This window comes from Psychrobacillus sp. AK 1817, assembly GCF_008807035.1.
GTDB classification, from domain to species: Bacteria; Bacillota; Bacilli; order Bacillales_A; family Planococcaceae; genus Psychrobacillus; species Psychrobacillus faecigallinarum.
This window is the reverse complement of the sequence record NZ_CP031739.1, coordinates 1,083,111-1,098,703: the sequence shown is the minus strand read 5'-3', so window position 1 is coordinate 1,098,703 and position 15,593 is coordinate 1,083,111. Positions and strand designations below refer to the sequence as shown.

The 15,593-nt window shown below is 37.3% G+C and carries 16 protein-coding genes; 14 read left to right on the top strand and 2 right to left on the bottom strand.

The genetic code is table 11. The annotated features are described in order from the left end of the window. Nucleotides 1-144: 144 nt before the first annotated feature. A complete protein-coding gene (locus D0S48_RS05750; protein ID WP_151110605.1) occupies nucleotides 145-1,830 on the bottom strand; it encodes an Rqc2 family fibronectin-binding protein in 1,686 nt (561 codons plus the stop codon). Between the two features lie 284 nt (nucleotides 1,831-2,114). Between D0S48_RS05750 and gmk the strand changes: the two genes are divergently transcribed. The 13 genes from gmk to spoVM all read left to right on the top strand — a co-directional run bounded on the left by gmk (nucleotide 2,115) and on the right by spoVM (nucleotide 14,648). Then, entirely contained in the window at nucleotides 2,115-2,735 is a 621-nt protein-coding gene (gene gmk, locus D0S48_RS05745; protein ID WP_144538004.1) for a guanylate kinase, read from the top strand. Beyond that, nucleotides 2,736-2,960, top strand: a complete 225-nt coding sequence (gene rpoZ / locus D0S48_RS05740; protein WP_144538005.1) for a DNA-directed RNA polymerase subunit omega — start codon at nucleotides 2,736-2,738, stop codon at nucleotides 2,958-2,960. A gap of 161 nt (nucleotides 2,961-3,121) precedes the next feature. Continuing rightward, on the top strand, nucleotides 3,122-4,330 hold the full coding sequence (coaBC, locus tag D0S48_RS05735) for a bifunctional phosphopantothenoylcysteine decarboxylase/phosphopantothenate--cysteine ligase CoaBC (protein WP_144538006.1): 1,209 nt from the start codon (nucleotides 3,122-3,124) through the stop codon (nucleotides 4,328-4,330). Then, nucleotides 4,327-6,738, top strand: coding sequence for a primosomal protein N' (gene priA / locus D0S48_RS05730; RefSeq protein ID WP_151110603.1), 2,412 nt, complete (start codon nucleotides 4,327-4,329; stop codon nucleotides 6,736-6,738). Before coaBC ends, priA begins: the two co-directional genes overlap by 4 nt. Nucleotides 6,739-6,762: 24 nt before the next feature. Then, nucleotides 6,763-7,254 carry a peptide deformylase gene (gene def, locus D0S48_RS05725; protein WP_144538008.1) on the top strand — a complete coding sequence of 164 codons (492 nt, stop codon included), beginning with the start codon at nucleotides 6,763-6,765 and terminating at the stop codon, nucleotides 7,252-7,254. Next, complete coding sequence (gene fmt / locus D0S48_RS05720) at nucleotides 7,251-8,192, top strand: methionyl-tRNA formyltransferase (protein WP_151110601.1); 942 nt, start codon at nucleotides 7,251-7,253, stop codon at nucleotides 8,190-8,192. The genes def and fmt overlap by 4 nt, the downstream gene beginning before the upstream one ends. After that, the gene (gene rsmB / locus D0S48_RS05715) at nucleotides 8,189-9,541 is read left to right on the top strand and encodes a 16S rRNA (cytosine(967)-C(5))-methyltransferase RsmB (protein WP_151110599.1); all 1,353 of its coding nucleotides are present in this window, start codon (nucleotides 8,189-8,191) and stop codon (nucleotides 9,539-9,541) included. The genes fmt and rsmB overlap by 4 nt, the downstream gene beginning before the upstream one ends. Nucleotides 9,542-9,579: 38 nt before the next feature. Then, nucleotides 9,580-10,326, top strand: a complete 747-nt coding sequence (locus D0S48_RS05710) for a Stp1/IreP family PP2C-type Ser/Thr phosphatase (RefSeq protein ID WP_151110597.1) — start codon at nucleotides 9,580-9,582, stop codon at nucleotides 10,324-10,326. 2 nt (nucleotides 10,327-10,328) lie between these two features. Then, nucleotides 10,329-12,317 (top strand): Stk1 family PASTA domain-containing Ser/Thr kinase, encoded by a 1,989-nt coding sequence (gene pknB, locus D0S48_RS05705; RefSeq protein ID WP_151110595.1) that lies wholly within the window; start codon nucleotides 10,329-10,331, stop codon nucleotides 12,315-12,317. A gap of 16 nt (nucleotides 12,318-12,333) precedes the next feature. Continuing rightward, a complete protein-coding gene (gene rsgA, locus D0S48_RS05700) occupies nucleotides 12,334-13,215 on the top strand; it encodes a ribosome small subunit-dependent GTPase A (RefSeq protein ID WP_151110593.1) in 882 nt (293 codons plus the stop codon). 2 nt (nucleotides 13,216-13,217) lie between these two features. Beyond that, nucleotides 13,218-13,886, top strand: coding sequence for a ribulose-phosphate 3-epimerase (gene rpe, locus D0S48_RS05695; RefSeq protein WP_144538014.1), 669 nt, complete (start codon nucleotides 13,218-13,220; stop codon nucleotides 13,884-13,886). Then, the gene (locus D0S48_RS05690; protein WP_151110591.1) at nucleotides 13,883-14,539 is read left to right on the top strand and encodes a thiamine diphosphokinase; all 657 of its coding nucleotides are present in this window, start codon (nucleotides 13,883-13,885) and stop codon (nucleotides 14,537-14,539) included. Before rpe ends, D0S48_RS05690 begins: the two co-directional genes overlap by 4 nt. After that, complete coding sequence (gene spoVM / locus D0S48_RS21300; RefSeq protein ID WP_370455728.1) at nucleotides 14,532-14,648, top strand: stage V sporulation protein SpoVM; 117 nt, start codon at nucleotides 14,532-14,534, stop codon at nucleotides 14,646-14,648. Before D0S48_RS05690 ends, spoVM begins: the two co-directional genes overlap by 8 nt. Before the next feature lie 61 nt (nucleotides 14,649-14,709). On the opposite strand, the gene rpmB is transcribed toward spoVM, so the two are convergent. Continuing rightward, nucleotides 14,710-14,898 carry a 50S ribosomal protein L28 gene (rpmB, locus tag D0S48_RS05680; RefSeq protein WP_093263405.1) on the bottom strand — a complete coding sequence of 63 codons (189 nt, stop codon included), beginning with the start codon at nucleotides 14,896-14,898 and terminating at the stop codon, nucleotides 14,710-14,712. Between the two features lie 322 nt (nucleotides 14,899-15,220). On the opposite strand from rpmB, the gene D0S48_RS05675 reads away from it, so the two are divergent. Continuing rightward, nucleotides 15,221-15,583 carry an Asp23/Gls24 family envelope stress response protein gene (locus D0S48_RS05675; RefSeq protein ID WP_151110589.1) on the top strand — a complete coding sequence of 121 codons (363 nt, stop codon included), beginning with the start codon at nucleotides 15,221-15,223 and terminating at the stop codon, nucleotides 15,581-15,583. Nucleotides 15,584-15,593: the final 10 nt, after the last annotated feature.

The window sequence follows — 15,593 nt, the reverse complement described above, 5'->3', positions numbered from 1 at the left end:
AAAATTATATTTCTACTAATTTACTATTAATTTATTCTATTATCAAAGGTTATGAGATATAATTCTGAAAATATTTGTGTATTTTACTGATGTATTAGACTAAAAAAACGACTGGCAGGGATAGCCCTACCAATCGTTTCTAAATTATCTTTTCATCTGTCTTATTTTCTCCTCATCTGGAGTAACGAACAGGGTAGTTTGTTCAAAATAAATGACAAATCCAGGTTTTGAACCATTTGGCTTTTTCACTTGTTTTACAATTGTGTAATCAACTGGTACTGAGGAAGATTCACGTGCTTTACTATAATATGCTGCGAGGTTAGCTGCTTCTGACAATGCAATTTCTGATGGTTTATCAGAATGTATAACTACGTGGGAACCAGGTATATCCTTTGTATGCAGCCATGTGTCTGATTTCTTCGCTAGTTTGAAGGTCACATGGTCGTTTTGTTTATTGTTCTTTCCTACAGAAATTTCTGTGCCATCAGAAGCGATATACTTTTCAGGTGTTGGTTTTACCGGCTTTTTCTTCTTTTTCGAAGCACGCATTTTTAGTAATCCCTGCTCCATCAATTCTTCTCGGATTTCCTCTATATCCGTTGGAGAGGCTTGCATCACTTGCTGAAGTAGCAATTCAAAATAGTCGATATCTTCTTTAGTAATTTCAAATTGCTGTTCAATTTTTAATAAGGCAGTTTTAGCTTTTGTATAGCGGTTATAGTAGCTCTGTGCATTCTGTGTAGCCGTCTTTCTACTATCTAAAGGAATAACTATTGTTCCTTGGGTTTCATCGTAATAGTTAACGAGCTCAACCTCAGACAACCCTTTTTCGATTGCGTAAGCATTCGCCATAAGCAATTCACCGTACAATTGGAATGTATCTAATCTTTCGGCCTGCTCGAAATCCTTCTGGAGTTTTTTCATTTTTAGTTTTAGCTTATTTAGTTCGTTTTGGAGCCATCTTTCTAAGTCTCCTGCCTGCTGCTTCACTCTGTCACGTTCAGCCTTAGCAAAATAAACGCGATCGAGTAAATTACCTAGTGTTTGTTCATTGAATTTATCTCCATCCAAATGAGTAAGTGCGTTCGGAGAGTAATATGTTTTACCATTTACCTCTACAATTTGTTTAACGATTCCACCTTGTTCAAATTCGTCCATAAATGATTTATATATCATTAGACGATCAGAAACGCCATCCATACGATGAAGTAATTCCTTGGCATGAAGTGGAGAAAAGCCCGAAATTTGCTCAACTATTTCTTTAGAATCCTGAACCGAAAGAATCACATTTTTCAGGTCCTCTGAATATACTAGTGGGTTGAGCTTGTTCTGAGATGGTGGCGAGATATAGGGTTGGCCAGGCAAAATCGTCCGATAGCTGTTCATAGATGGTGATAAGTGCTTAATGCTTTCTAATATAAGATTTCTGCTAGGGTCTATTAATAGTAGATTACTATGACGACCCATAACCTCCATATGAATCTCACGTGTAATTTCATCACCTATCTCATTTTTTCCAAGTATTTCAAGAACGATAATGCGGTCCGTTTCATGCTGGCGTACCGCGGTGATGATTCCTCCTTCTAAATGCTTGCGAAGTACCATGCAAAACATTGGGGGAGAAGATGGGTTATCGATTGTTTCATGTGTAATTTGTATGCGCGAGTATGAAGAATGAACAGAAAACAGTAATTTGAAATTTTTTCCTTGAGCACGGACTTGCATTAATATTTCCTGAGCGTTTGGCTGGTGTATTTTAGAAATACGGCCTGTTACTATTTGTTGTAATTCAGTTGTCATTGAGATAGTAAATAATCCATCAAAAGCCATAATAATTCCTCTTTCAAAAACATTTTTTTATCATTCGAGTGTTAGCTATAATTGTGAGAGATGTATATCTGTCTAATTTGCTAATCTTTAAAGTGATTCATCTAGCTCTACTTTTATACAAAAGACTAGAAAAAAAGTAAAAAGTCATTGTTACATTATAAAAGTAACAAACAAGTCTTTGCTTTTCTTTTAATCTTATCATTTTATAGAGGACTTGTGTTATAATCAGTAAAGTATGTATTAAAGTTAGCAGTCTGAGATAGCATGTAATTGAAGGAGATTTTATGCGAAGAGAAAAAGGTATACTAATCGTATTATCAGGTCCATCCGGAGTAGGTAAAGGGACAGTGAGAAAAGAATTATTCTCGGAACCGGGAACAAACTACGAATATTCCATATCTATGACGACAAGACTTCCGCGCGAAGGTGAAGTAGATGGTGTGGATTATTTCTTTAAAAAGAAAGAAGAATTCGAAGAGTTAATTGAGCAAGGTAAGTTGTTAGAGTATGCCTCTTACGTAGGGAATTATTATGGAACCCCAATCGATTATGTGAATGAAACGCTTGACTCAGGTCGAGATGTCTTTTTAGAAATTGAAGTCCAAGGAGCTGCATTGGTACGTGAAAAAGCACCAGATGCACTTTTTATTTTCCTTGCACCTCCTAGCTTGAGTGAGTTGGAGCAACGTTTAATAGGTAGAGGAACTGAAACAGAAGATGTCATCAATTCACGTATTCTTGCTGCTAGGCAGGAACTAGAGATGATGCATCTGTATGATTATGTCGTGGAAAATGATGAAGTAACAAAAGCTTGTTCAAAGATTAATGCAATTGTTGCTGCAGAGCATTGCCGACGCGAACGTGTAGAAAAAAGATATTTATCCATGTTGGAAGGGGAATTTTAAATGTTATATCCATCAGTAGATTCATTAAAAAATCAAATCGATTCAAAATATTCATTAGTAAGCGTTGCTTCTAAGAGAGCACGTCAATTGCAAGAAGAAGGTGGAGAGCGTCTTGGCATCTACGTTTCTGCAAAACAAGTTGGAAAAGCGTTAGAAGAAGTAGCAGCTGGCGAACTTAAAATCGAATCAGCTAACGAAAACGCTGTATACGAGGACGAAGTATAAAATAACCTTCATTTAGCTTAGATATTGTTAGCTAAAGGAATTGTTAAAAGCCTCGACGGATACCTTAGGAGTAAACCCGCAAGGCTAATCGGATGATGAAGACACCTCCCAAAGAATGTATCTGTTCTTTGGGAGGTTGTTGTTTAGAGAGGGGATTAATAATGTTAACTTCTAAAAGAATTCTTGTTTGTGTTACGGGCGGTATAGCTGTTTATAAAGCGGTTGCTTTAGTAAGCAAGCTTTCACAGGCTGGAGCTGAAGTAAAAGTGATTATGACAGAATCCGCTATGGAATTTGTAAAGCCGTTAAGTTTTCAGGCGATGTCACGAAATGATGTTTACTTTGACACGTTTGATGAAAAAAATTCTAAAGTCATCGCCCATATAGATTTAGCTGACTGGGCTGATTTAGTTATTGTTGCTCCTGCAACAGCTAATACTATCGCAAAGTTAGCAAATGGAATTGCTGATAATATGGTGACCACTACCCTTTTAGCAACTACCGCAGATGTTTGGATCGCACCTGCTATGAATGTACATATGTACGACAATCCTGCAGTAATACGTAATATTGAAAGGCTTTCAAACGACGGATATTCATTTATCGAGCCATCTGAAGGCTTTTTAGCATGTGGTTATATTGGTAAGGGAAGACTAGAGGAGCCGGAAAAAATAGTTAAGCTTGTGGAAGAACATTTTGTACCTTGTGATTTTCCTTTAAAAGGTAAAAAAGTAGTTGTCACCGCTGGTCCAACTAGAGAAAAATTAGATCCAGTCCGCTTTTTGACTAATTTTTCTAGCGGAAAAATGGGTTATGCAATGGCAGAGGCTGCATCTAGGTTAGGTGCAGAGACTATTCTCGTTTCGGGTCCAGTTGCTATAGAAGCACCAAGGAATGTTGAGGTAGTTAATGTTGAAAGTACTGAAGACATGTTTGTTGCAGTACTGGAGCATTTTGATAGTGCATCAATTATAGTCAAAACAGCTGCAGTAGCTGATTATAAAGCGAAAGAAATACACCCTCAAAAGATGAAGAAAAAAGATGGTGAAGTCACTATAGCTCTCGAAAAAACTACGGATATATTGTCAGAGCTTGGGAAACGTAAATCACATCAAATACTAGTTGGTTTTGCAGCTGAAACGAATGATGTAGTCCATTATGCTAAAGGTAAATTAGAGAAGAAGAATGCAGATTATATAATAGCTAATGATGTTACTGAAGAGGGTTCAGGTTTTGGGACAGAAACTAATTCTGTTACGCTGGTTGGAAAGAACGATATAGAAGTTCATTTCCCTCAAAACAGTAAGAAGGAGCTTGCCCTTCAGTTATTTCACACTATTATTGAGCTAGAAAAAGATGAGGCTCTATGATTGTAGAAGTCATAGTTGACGTAGCCGCATATCCTATTGATCGGCCATTTGATTATGTAGTGCCAGGGCATTTAGAGGATTTAGTGGAGCGAGGAAGCCGTGTCCATGTTCCTTTCGGTAATCGAAAAGTGCAAGGATTTATCACGAATATAAAACGAGAAACAGAAGTAGATAGATCGAAGCTAAAGGAAGTTCAATCTATAATAGATGTAGAGCCAGTTATTACAGAGGAATTGCTCAAATTATCCAAGTGGATGACAAAGAAAACTCTCTGCTATGAAATTGATGCTCTTCAAGTAATGCTTCCCGCAGCATTGCGAGCTTCTTATAAAAAAAATATTAAAATTTTAGACCCCACCCAATTGGAAAAAGAGATTCTAGAGCTTTTTGGTAGAAAAGAAGTGCTTCCTTATGAAGCTTTTGAAAAATCGGGAATGCTAAAGATGATGAAAAAGCATTTAATTGAAGGTAGTTTAGAGCTCGAAAATGTTATCAAGCAACAAGCTAGGGTCAAAACCGTTACTAAATATACCCTTGTAGATGATAAGGATTTTGTTGTTGGCCAGCTCAATAAACTCACAAAACAAGCAGTGAAACAAAAAGAGTTAATCGAGTGGCTATTAGCTCAAGAAAAAACCTCATTTACAATGCAGGAATTAATTCAGGCTGCAAATGTTAGTAATGCTACCGTCAATACTCTTATTAATAAAAAAATATTAGTGAAAGAGCAAGAAGAAGTGTATCGAGAGATTACTTCGCTCGATTATCAGGATCGTGACAATCACGTTCAGCTAACAGTCGAACAGGAAACTGCATTATCTCATATAACTAAAGCTCAAAACAACGAAGAGAATACAACTTTCCTACTTCATGGCATTACTGGCAGTGGTAAAACAGAAATCTACTTACATGCAATTGAAAAATCTATAGCAGAAGGAAAACAGGCGATAATGCTAGTACCTGAAATTTCCTTGACACCTCAAATGACACGCCGTTTCAAGCTTCGCTTTGGTGATCAGGTGGCTGTCATGCATAGCGGTTTATCTACCGGAGAGAAATTTGATGAGTGGCGCAAAATTTGGCGTGGTGAAGTTATGGTTGTTGTCGGGGCAAGGTCCGCAGTATTTGCTCCATTTAAGAATTTAGGTGTCATTATTTTAGATGAGGAACATGAGTCCTCTTATAAACAGGAGGACACACCTCGCTATCATGCAAGAGATGTGGCAATTTGGAGAAGTGAGTTTCACAAATGCCCAGTTATTTTAGGTAGTGCCACCCCATCATTAGAATCATATGCTCGTGCATCAAAGGGAGTTTATACACTATTATCGTTAAGCATGAGAGCAAAAGAGCAGGCTCTGCCAACAGTTAATATAGTGGATATGCGCGCGGAACTGAAAAGTGGCAATCGCTCCATGTTTAGTCTACCTTTAGCAGATGCAATTCGAGAAAAATTAGAAATGAAGGAACAAATCGTATTATTTCTTAACAAAAGAGGGTTCTCTTCCTTTGTACTTTGTAGAGATTGTGGGACAGTTGTAGAATGCGACCAATGTGATATTTCCTTAACCTACCATCGAGAAGGCGAGCGATTAAAATGCCACTATTGTGGACATGAGGAGTCTGTGCCCCAAGAGTGCCCTGAATGTCAAAGTGAGCACATCCGTTTTTTTGGTACGGGTACACAAAAGGTTGAAGAGGAAATAACTAAATTATTTCCTTATGCCAGAGTATTACGTATGGATGTGGATACTACAAGGACAAAGGGATCCCATGAACGTATACTTAAAAAGTTTGGCGATGGCGAAGCAGATATTTTATTAGGTACACAAATGATAGCCAAGGGATTGGACTTTCCTAATATTACTTTAGTCGGGGTTTTAAATGCAGATACAACTTTGCATATTGCAGATTTTCGTGCTGCTGAAAAGACGTTTCAGCTTATGACACAGGTTAGTGGTAGAGCAGGAAGGCATGATAAAGAAGGAGTTGTATATATTCAAACGTATACACCAGAGCACTATGCGATAGAGTACTCAAAGGAACAGTTGTACGAGCCTTTTTATCACAATGAAATGATCATGCGTAAGCAATATGAATATCCACCCTTCTATTTCGTAACGCTTGTGCAAGTGACTCATGAAAATGTACTCCTTGCAGCTGAATATGCGAAACTTGCTACCGATTGGTTAAGAGATAATTTATCAAGCACGAGTATGGTAATAGGACCAACAGCAAGCGCAATAAGCAAGATACAAAATAGATATCGTTACCAATGTTTGATAAAATACAAAAAAGAACCACTATTAATCGAAAAACTACAGCAACTGATTAAAATTTATCGTACGGAGTGGATAAAAAAAGGTGTCGTGCTTACGGTAGACCTTGACCCATCCACAATTTTATAGGCTGTTTGAAAAGAGGAATAAGAAATGGCAATTAGAAATATTATTACACACCCAAATGATTTATTGACTAAAAAATGTGAAGAGGTTCATGTATTTGATGAAAAGCTTGCAAATTTATTGGATGATATGTATGACACGATGATCGCCTCAGATGGAATTGGTCTTGCTGCGCCACAGGTTGGCGAAACAATTCAAGTGGCTATCGTGGACCTAGGAGAAGGACAAGAGGTGATTGAAATGGTCAATCCAGAAGTCGTCGAAATAGGTGGATCAGAAGTAGAAGTTGAAGGCTGTTTAAGCTTCCCGGATATTTATGGAGAGGTGGAGCGACCTTTTTATGTGAAGGTAGAGGCACAGGATCGTGATGGCGCTTTATATGAGTTAGAGGCTGAGGACTATGAAGCAAGAGCAATCCTTCATGAAATCGATCATCTACACGGGGTTCTATTCACTACTAAAATTACTCGTTATGTTGATGTGGAAGAATTGGAGAATGAACTGGAGGAAGAGTTATGACATCCATTGTATTTATGGGCACACCTGCCTTTTCGGCTCCTATTTTACGCATGCTAGTGGAAGAGGGTTATGAAGTAAGTGCAGTCGTAACTCAACCTGACCGCCCAGTTGGAAGAAAAAAAGTTTTAACGCCGCCACCTGTAAAGGAAGAGGCTTTAGAACTTGGATTACCGATTATTCAACCTAACAAGTTAAAGGGCTCTGAGGAGCTCAATCAAATACTTAACCTTGCTCCAGATTTAATCATAACTGCTGCCTTTGGACAAATATTGCCGAAGGAGCTCTTAGAGGCTCCAAAATACGGTTGTATTAATGTGCATGCTTCCTTGCTTCCTTCCTATCGTGGAGGAGCTCCAATACACCAAGCAATAATAGATGGCCAAGAAAAAACCGGTGTTACCATCATGTATATGGAAGAAAAGCTAGATGCAGGAGATATTATATCGCAACGTGAAATCCCTATTACTCATTTAGATGATACCGGAATTCTTTTTGATAAATTAAGCGAAGTAGGTACACTGCTTTTAAAAGAGACTTTGCCGCTAATCATCACAGGTCGAAACGAACGCATAGTACAAGATGAATCGCTTGTGACCTATGCGAAAAATATTTCTCGTGAGCAGGAAAGAATAGACTGGACTAAATCTGCTTTAGAAATTCACAACCAAATACGTGGTCTTCATCCATGGCCAGTAGCATATACAACATTGGATGGACAAACGGTGAAGCTTTGGAAAGCAGATATAATAGAAGTAAATACAAAAGAACTGCCAGGTACAGTTGTAAAAATAGAATCGGATTACCTTGTTGTCCAAACAGGTGCTGAAGAAGCAATTCGAATTGACGAACTACAGCCAGCTGGAAAGAAAAGAATGTCTGCAAATGACTATTTGCGTGGCGTTGGTTCTAAATTGCGAATAGGAGATAAATTTGAATGACAAAAAAGAACGAAAAAATATGGACTGGTAATGTTAGGGATGCAGCCTTAACTATTTTAATGGCGGTTGAAAAACAACAAGCATATAGTAACCTTTTGCTGCATCAGACAATTGAAAAGTACGATATTGAACCAAAAGATCGAGCGTTGTTAACCGAGTTAACCTATGGAACACTTCAGCATAAAATGACTTTGGATTATTATCTAAAACCATTTATAAAAGGAAAGCTTGACGATTGGGTTAGACAGCTTCTTCGATTATCTCTATATCAAATCCATTATCTATCTAGAATTCCTGATCATGCAGCAGTGAATGAAGCGGTTAATATAGCAAAGAGAAGAGGTCATAAAGGAATTTCAGGAGTAGTGAACGGTATTTTGCGTTCAATTCTTCGAGAAGGGGTTAGTTCGACAGAAAGTATTGTGGACGATGTCGAGCGTCTTTCTATTGAAACAAGTCACCCTCTTTGGATGGTTAAACGATTTATATCAGAATATGGTTTCGAAACAACTAAGAAAATGCTTGAGGAAAACAATGAGCCACCAGTAACAACTTTACGTGTCAATTTGTTCAAAAGAACGGTAGAGCAAGTGATGCATTTGATGACACAAGAAGGATATGTCGTTGCACAAAGCGAAGTTATTCCAGAGTGTATTTATTTGTTTAATGGCCAGGCAGCAAAAACCACCGCTTTCCAAAAAGGATTTGTTACGATTCAAGACGAAAGCTCCATGATTCCAGCGTATGCCCTTCAACCTGAACCGGGCATGATTGTTTTAGATATGTGCTCAGCACCAGGAGGAAAAACAACACATATTGCTGAAAAAATGAAAAACACTGGTAAGCTTGTAGCTATGGATATCCATCAGCATAAATTGAAGCTAGTAAAAGAAAATGCGGAAAGGCTGGGCTTTAGTTTCATAGAAACAGTTGAAAAGGATGGACGCAAAGCTTCTGAGTTATTCCCAGAGCAAACATTTGACCGTATTTTAGTGGACGCTCCTTGCAGTGGTTTAGGTGTTATGAAAAGAAAGCCAGATATTAAATACACAAAAAATGAAAAGGATTTTGATTCATTAAAGCCTATTCAGCTCAAATTGTTAGATGAAGCATATAAGCTATTGAAGCCAAATGGATTAATGGTTTATAGTACGTGTACAGTGGATAAGGAAGAAAATGAAGGAACCGCTAAACTATTTTTGGAAAATCACCCAGATATGCAACTAAAATCTTTTCCAGACGTTGTAAAAAATATAAAACAACAAGAAGAGGATGGTATGTTACAGCTGTTTCCTCAAGACTTAAGAAGTGACGGATTTTTTGTAGCAGTTTTTCAAAAACAGAGCTGATTGCAACGAGCTCTATCTATGAAGAGGTGAAGGTATAAATGAGGTTCGTTGTTAAAACTGATGTAGGCATGAAAAGAACGATCAATGAAGATCGTGTGGGTGTATTTCAGCGAGAGGATGGTCGTGTATTAGCGGTTGTTGCAGACGGAATGGGCGGACATAATGCCGGGGATGTAGCAAGTGAAATGGCCATTACAGAATTTGAAAAATATTTTCATGCTTATAATCCTTCTGTTGTTCCAGAAAAAGAATGGTTAATGTACACTTTCCAAACGATAAATCAGCTTATAGCTCAGCATTCTACCTCAAATACAGGCTGTGAAGGAATGGGGACGACATTAATTGCCGGCTTGTTTGAAAACAGTAAAGACAGTAAAGGAATTATTGCGCATATAGGAGATAGCCGTGTTTATCAAATTACAGAAAATTTGGTTCAACAGATTACAAGAGATCACTCTTTTGTAAATGTACTGCTCGATTCAGGAGAAATTAATGAAGAGCAAGCAAAAACCCATCCTATGAAAAATGCAATTATGAAGGCTGTCGGAACAGAAAAAACTATTCATCCAGATTTTTTTGAGGTAGAATTTGTCGCTAATTCTTATTTTCTTTTTTGCACAGACGGATTAAGTAACAAATTAAGTGAATCCTTTATACAAAGCCTGCTTTACTCTAAGAAGTCTCTTCAAGTAATGGGAGATGAATTAGTGGAGGAAGCGAACAAGTCAGGTGGAGAAGATAATATCTCACTGATTTTGTTAACAAACAAGGATGAGGAGGTGTAAGGATGTTAATCGGTAAAAGAGTTAGCGGCAGATATAAATTGCTAGAAATGATTGGTGGAGGCGGCATGTCCAATGTTTATTTGGCACATGACATGATTTTAGACAGAGACGTCGCGATTAAAGTATTGCGATATGATTTTTCTAACGAAGAAGAATTACGTCGTCGCTTTCAACGTGAAGCACTATCTGCAACAAGCCTTACACACCCTAATATAGTCAATATTTATGATGTCGGAGAAGATGAAGATATTCATTATATTGTTATGGAACATGTAAAAGGTGAAACGTTAAAACAATACATACAGAGTAATGCACCGGTTTCACCGATCAAATCAATCACTATTATGAAACAGTTAACTTCTGCTATTTCTAATGCACATAATAATCATATTATTCATCGGGATATTAAACCCCAGAATATTTTATTGGACGAGCAAGAAAATGTGAAAATAACTGATTTTGGAATAGCGATGGCATTGAGTGCGACCTCCCATACGCAGACCAATTCAGTATTAGGTACAGTACATTATTTATCACCAGAACAAGCACGTGGGGGCACAGCAACTAGAGAATCTGATATATATGCATTAGGTATAGTATTATTTGAACTTCTAACAGGACAGCTGCCTTTTTCTGGAGAATCAGCTGTTTCGATTGCCTTAAAGCACTTACAGGCTGAAACTCCTTCAGTTAGAGCTATTAATCCAGCAATCCCACAAAGTCTTGAAAACGTAGTATTAAAAGCAACTGCAAAAGATTCTAGAAATAGATATCGTTCTGCTGAGGAAATGGAAAGAGACTTATCAACTGCCATGTCACCAGAAAGGTCTAATGAACCAAAATTTGTTGTACCGGTAGACGATGGAGCTACCAAGGTGCTTCCTATTATTAAAGAGCCTGTTTCTTTCGAGGATGTAGCAGAAACAAAAAAAATACCTACGGAGGCTCCTTCACCAGTATCAACAAAGAAGCCAAAGAAAAAAATAAAAAAATGGAAAGTTATAACAGGGATAATTGCTGGCTTGATTTTACTTGCATTAATCATTATTATTGCTTTCCCGGGATTGTTTAAACCAGACAAGATAGAGGTTCCACCTATTGCTGGGTTAGAATTAGAGGCTGCCATAAAGCTACTTGAATCAGAAGGCTTCGTCATTGGGGAACAAATATTGGAATTTGACGATGAGATTGAAAAGGATCATGTTATTCGTACAACTCCGGAAGAGGGGAAAATGCGCGATAAAGAAACTGAAGTAGACCTTTACGTATCTCAAGGTAAAAAAACATCAGCAATGAGTAACTATGAAAACCAGGATATTGATCAGGTGAAGGCTTTGTTACAAAAGCAAGGATTTCGTAGTATCGATGATAGTGATAAAATATACTCTTCTGCTTCCGCAGGTACCATCTTAAAGCAAGAACCTGCAGCTGGAGAAGATATTATACCAGAAGAAACTGACATCTATTTCCAAGTTAGTCTTGGACCAGAAATGATTACACTAAGAGACTTAAGGGAATATAATGAAAAAAACCTTAACGAATATGCAACAAGTACAGGTATAAAGGTCGTAAGAACAAAAGAAGTCCATCATGATAAGATTCCTAAGGGAGCAGTTGTAGAACAATCCCCTGCACCTAATGTGAAGATAGTTAAAGGGAGTACGGTAGAGGTAGTAATTTCTAAAGGACCTCAGCAAAAGAAGACTCAGACAGTTGTGAAAACCGTAACCATTGAATATATACCTCCAGAAATAGATGGAGAGGACGGAGAAGAGGACGGAGAGCTGGAACAGGAAGTGGTTCCACAAATTATTCGTATCTACATCCAAGACAAAAACCATAAATTAACTGATCCCCCTGTGGAAGAATTTGAAATTACTTCAACAATCGATAAAAAGATTTCATTAGAAATTGTAGAAGGCGAGACAGGTGGATACCTTATCAAAAGGGATCAAGAGGTTGTAGCGCAAGATAGCGTATCATATGAATAAATTAGGGAGGCATAGGATGCCAAACGGACAAATAAGAAAAGCACTTAGTGGATTTTACTATGTATATGACAACGGTAACATCATTCAATGCAGAGGGAGAGGCGTCTTTAGAAATAGAGGCGAGTCTCCTCTAGTAGGTGATTTTGTCGACTATACGGTAGAAGGAGAAAATGATGGAACTATCACCGTTCTTCATGAAAGAAAAAACAACCTAGTTCGTCCGCCAATTGCTAATATTGATCAAGCGATTTTGGTTTTTTCTATTAAAGAACCAGATTTTAATACCATTTTATTGGATCGCTTTTTAGTAGTTCTCGAATCGTTTAATATTGAGCCAATCATTTGCTTGACGAAAAGTGATTTAATGGATGAAAAAATGAAAAAAACAATGGCAGTATATATTTCTGACTATGAAAAAATCGGCTATGAAATATTAATGACCTATAAAGATGATCCGGCTTTTCATGAAAAAATTTCACCGGTTTTAAAAGGAAAAACCACGGTACTAGCTGGTCAGTCTGGAGTAGGGAAATCTACTTTACTGAATACAATTCTACCTTCCCTAGATTTAAAAACAGGTGTAATTTCTGATGCTTTAGGAAGAGGAAAGCATACGACAAGACATGTAGAGTTAATAGAGGTTTGTGATGGTCTTTTAGCGGATACACCTGGTTTTAGTTCCTTTGAATTCGATTTAATGGAAAAAGAAGAACTATCTAGTTGTTTTCCAGACTTTGTAGAACGTCAAGATGGTTGTAAATATCGTGGATGCTTACACGTAAATGAACCTAAATGTGCAGTTAAGCAAGCAGTAGAGCTAGGAGAAATAAAAGATTACAGATATAAACATTATCTACAGTTTTATGAAGAAATCGTAGAAAGAAAGCCGAGGTACTAAAAATGATAAAAATTGCACCTTCCATCTTAGCCGCAAATTTTGCTAAATTAGGAGAAGAAGTTTTAGAGGTTGAAAAGGCTGGAGCTGAACTTATTCATATTGATGTGATGGACGGCCACTTTGTTCCCAATATTACGATGGGTCCAATTGTTGTGGAAGCTCTTCGTCCACTGACAAATCTACCGCTAGATGTACATTTAATGATTGAAAATGCAGACCAGTACATTGAAGCTTTCGCTAAGGCAGGAGCTGATTATATTACAGTACATGTGGAGGCTTGTCCGCATCTGCATAGAACTATTCAACTGATTCGTTCCTTTGGAGTTAAGCCTGGGATCGTATTAAACCCCCATACACCAATAGAAACTATTCAACATGTGTTAGAGGATATAGACATGGTTTTATTTATGACAGTGAATCCAGGATTTGGTGGTCAAAAGTTTATTCATTCTGTTGTACCGAAAGTAAAACAGCTTTCACAGATTATCAAGGAAAGAAATCTTTCTATAGAAATAGAGATTGATGGCGGTATTAACGAAGAAACTATTGTTCCTTGTGTAGAAGCTGGTGCAACTATTCTTGTAGCTGGCTCTGCTATATACAACGCCCCAGATAAAGCTAAAGCTCTTCAAAGAATTAAAGCTGCTGGATTAAGCGCGGTTTCTAGATGAAACGTGTCTTCATTTGTTCTGGAGGCCCTTTAGAGGAAGTTGTTGATCTTAGACAGCTTCCTTTTTTTCAAGAAGAAACTATTTTCATTGGAGCAGATAGAGGTGCCTTTCATTTAATCAATGCTAACATTATTCCAAATGAGATTATTGGTGATTTCGATTCTATTAGCGAGGAAGAGCTGAACGTTTTACGTGAAAAAATAACTCATATATCTATTTTGCCAACGGATAAGGATGAGACAGATACACACTTAGCGTTATTAGAGGCTATGAAATATAATCCAACAGAAGTCATTTTAACTGGTGCAAGTGGCGCACGCTTAGATCACTATCAAGCTGCTTTACATGACGTTTATTACTTTCAAATACGATATCCAAAAGTATCCTTTTATATTCAAAACAATAAAAATAAACTTCAATTTTTACTACCTGGTACTCATTACATCCAAAAACAGGAAGAATACAAATATATTTCCCTCTATCCTTTTGGTGAGAAAATTGAGAACGTGAATCTTGATGGTTTCTTATACAATGTAGAAAATGAAGTAGTTAATTATGGTAATGCAAAGTTTACTAGTAATGAACAAGTAGAACGAACAAGTACTATCTCCTTTGAGTCGGGCATATGTTTAATGATAAGAAGCAGTGACTAAAAGGGAGGAAATATGTGTGAAGGTCTACACTTTTAAATTACCTAAATCTGTTAGTAGTATTATGAAGGTCTGTATTCGTCTGTTTAAAAAGGACGAGGAGAAAAAATAGTTTTAGACAGAAATAATGCCAGGTCGACGAATAGTCAACCTGGCATTAACTATGAGAGCGATTATACGCGCTCAATTTTTCCTGATTTTAAAGCTCTAGCAGAAACCCATACACGTTTAGGTTTACCGTCTACAAGAATACGGACCTTTTGAAGGTTTGCCCCCCATGTACGCTTGTTAGCGTTCATTGCGTGAGAACGAGCATTACCAGAACGAGCTTTACGCCCAGTGATTGCACATACTTTTGGCATTATAATTTCCTCCTTTAAAAAAGAAGCTGAAAGATTTTTCAGTTCGATATTTCACATACTTTAATAATTTACCACAGTCTCTTTTGATAAGCAAGTATATCAAGAAAAAAACCTTTACACTATAAAATAGAAAAGTTGGTTTGGCTTTGACTTGCAGTAATGGTCTTTACATAGTTACTATAGTATCAGGAATTGTATTTTCACGAAATGGCAATCTAATTACACTTTATGCAAAAAGTAGACGAATAGAAACGTGTCTTTTATAATTTTAAAGGGTGTAGTACAATAAGGGATAGTCAAAAAGGACTTGGGAGGTTTCAACATGTCAATAGAATTAACAAATGAATTCGGGCACATTGATATATCACAAGATACAATTGCACAGATTGCTGGCGGAGCCGCGATTGAATGCTATGGTATCGTAGGTATGGCATCAAAGCATCAAATCAGAGATGGTTTAACAGATATATTAAGAAAAGAAAACTTTACTAAAGGTGTTATTGTTAGACAGGAAAAAGTAGATCTACATATCGATATGTATATTATTGTGAGTTACGGAACAAAAATTTCTGAAATCGCTTATCAAGTCCAATCCAAAGTGAAATATACACTGAATAAATCTCTTGGTATGTCGGTGAAATCCGTAAATGTTTACGTACAAGGAGTTCGCGTGGCAAACGTGTGATTAAGGAGAG

Coding starts and splice junctions, on each gene's coding strand:
- D0S48_RS05750 (WP_151110605.1), bottom strand. CDS start 1,830: ATGGCTTTTGATGGATTATTTACTATCTCAATGACAACTGAATTACAA.
- gmk (WP_144538004.1), top strand. CDS start 2,115: ATGCGAAGAGAAAAAGGTATACTAATCGTATTATCAGGTCCATCCGGA.
- rpoZ (WP_144538005.1), top strand. CDS start 2,736: ATGTTATATCCATCAGTAGATTCATTAAAAAATCAAATCGATTCAAAA.
- coaBC (WP_144538006.1), top strand. CDS start 3,122: ATGTTAACTTCTAAAAGAATTCTTGTTTGTGTTACGGGCGGTATAGCT.
- priA (WP_151110603.1), top strand. CDS start 4,327: ATGATTGTAGAAGTCATAGTTGACGTAGCCGCATATCCTATTGATCGG.
- def (WP_144538008.1), top strand. CDS start 6,763: ATGGCAATTAGAAATATTATTACACACCCAAATGATTTATTGACTAAA.
- fmt (WP_151110601.1), top strand. CDS start 7,251: ATGACATCCATTGTATTTATGGGCACACCTGCCTTTTCGGCTCCTATT.
- rsmB (WP_151110599.1), top strand. CDS start 8,189: ATGACAAAAAAGAACGAAAAAATATGGACTGGTAATGTTAGGGATGCA.
- D0S48_RS05710 (WP_151110597.1), top strand. CDS start 9,580: ATGAGGTTCGTTGTTAAAACTGATGTAGGCATGAAAAGAACGATCAAT.
- pknB (WP_151110595.1), top strand. CDS start 10,329: ATGTTAATCGGTAAAAGAGTTAGCGGCAGATATAAATTGCTAGAAATG.
- rsgA (WP_151110593.1), top strand. CDS start 12,334: ATGCCAAACGGACAAATAAGAAAAGCACTTAGTGGATTTTACTATGTA.
- rpe (WP_144538014.1), top strand. CDS start 13,218: ATGATAAAAATTGCACCTTCCATCTTAGCCGCAAATTTTGCTAAATTA.
- D0S48_RS05690 (WP_151110591.1), top strand. CDS start 13,883: ATGAAACGTGTCTTCATTTGTTCTGGAGGCCCTTTAGAGGAAGTTGTT.
- rpmB (WP_093263405.1), bottom strand. CDS start 14,898: ATGCCAAAAGTATGTGCAATCACTGGGCGTAAAGCTCGTTCTGGTAAT.
- D0S48_RS05675 (WP_151110589.1), top strand. CDS start 15,221: ATGTCAATAGAATTAACAAATGAATTCGGGCACATTGATATATCACAA.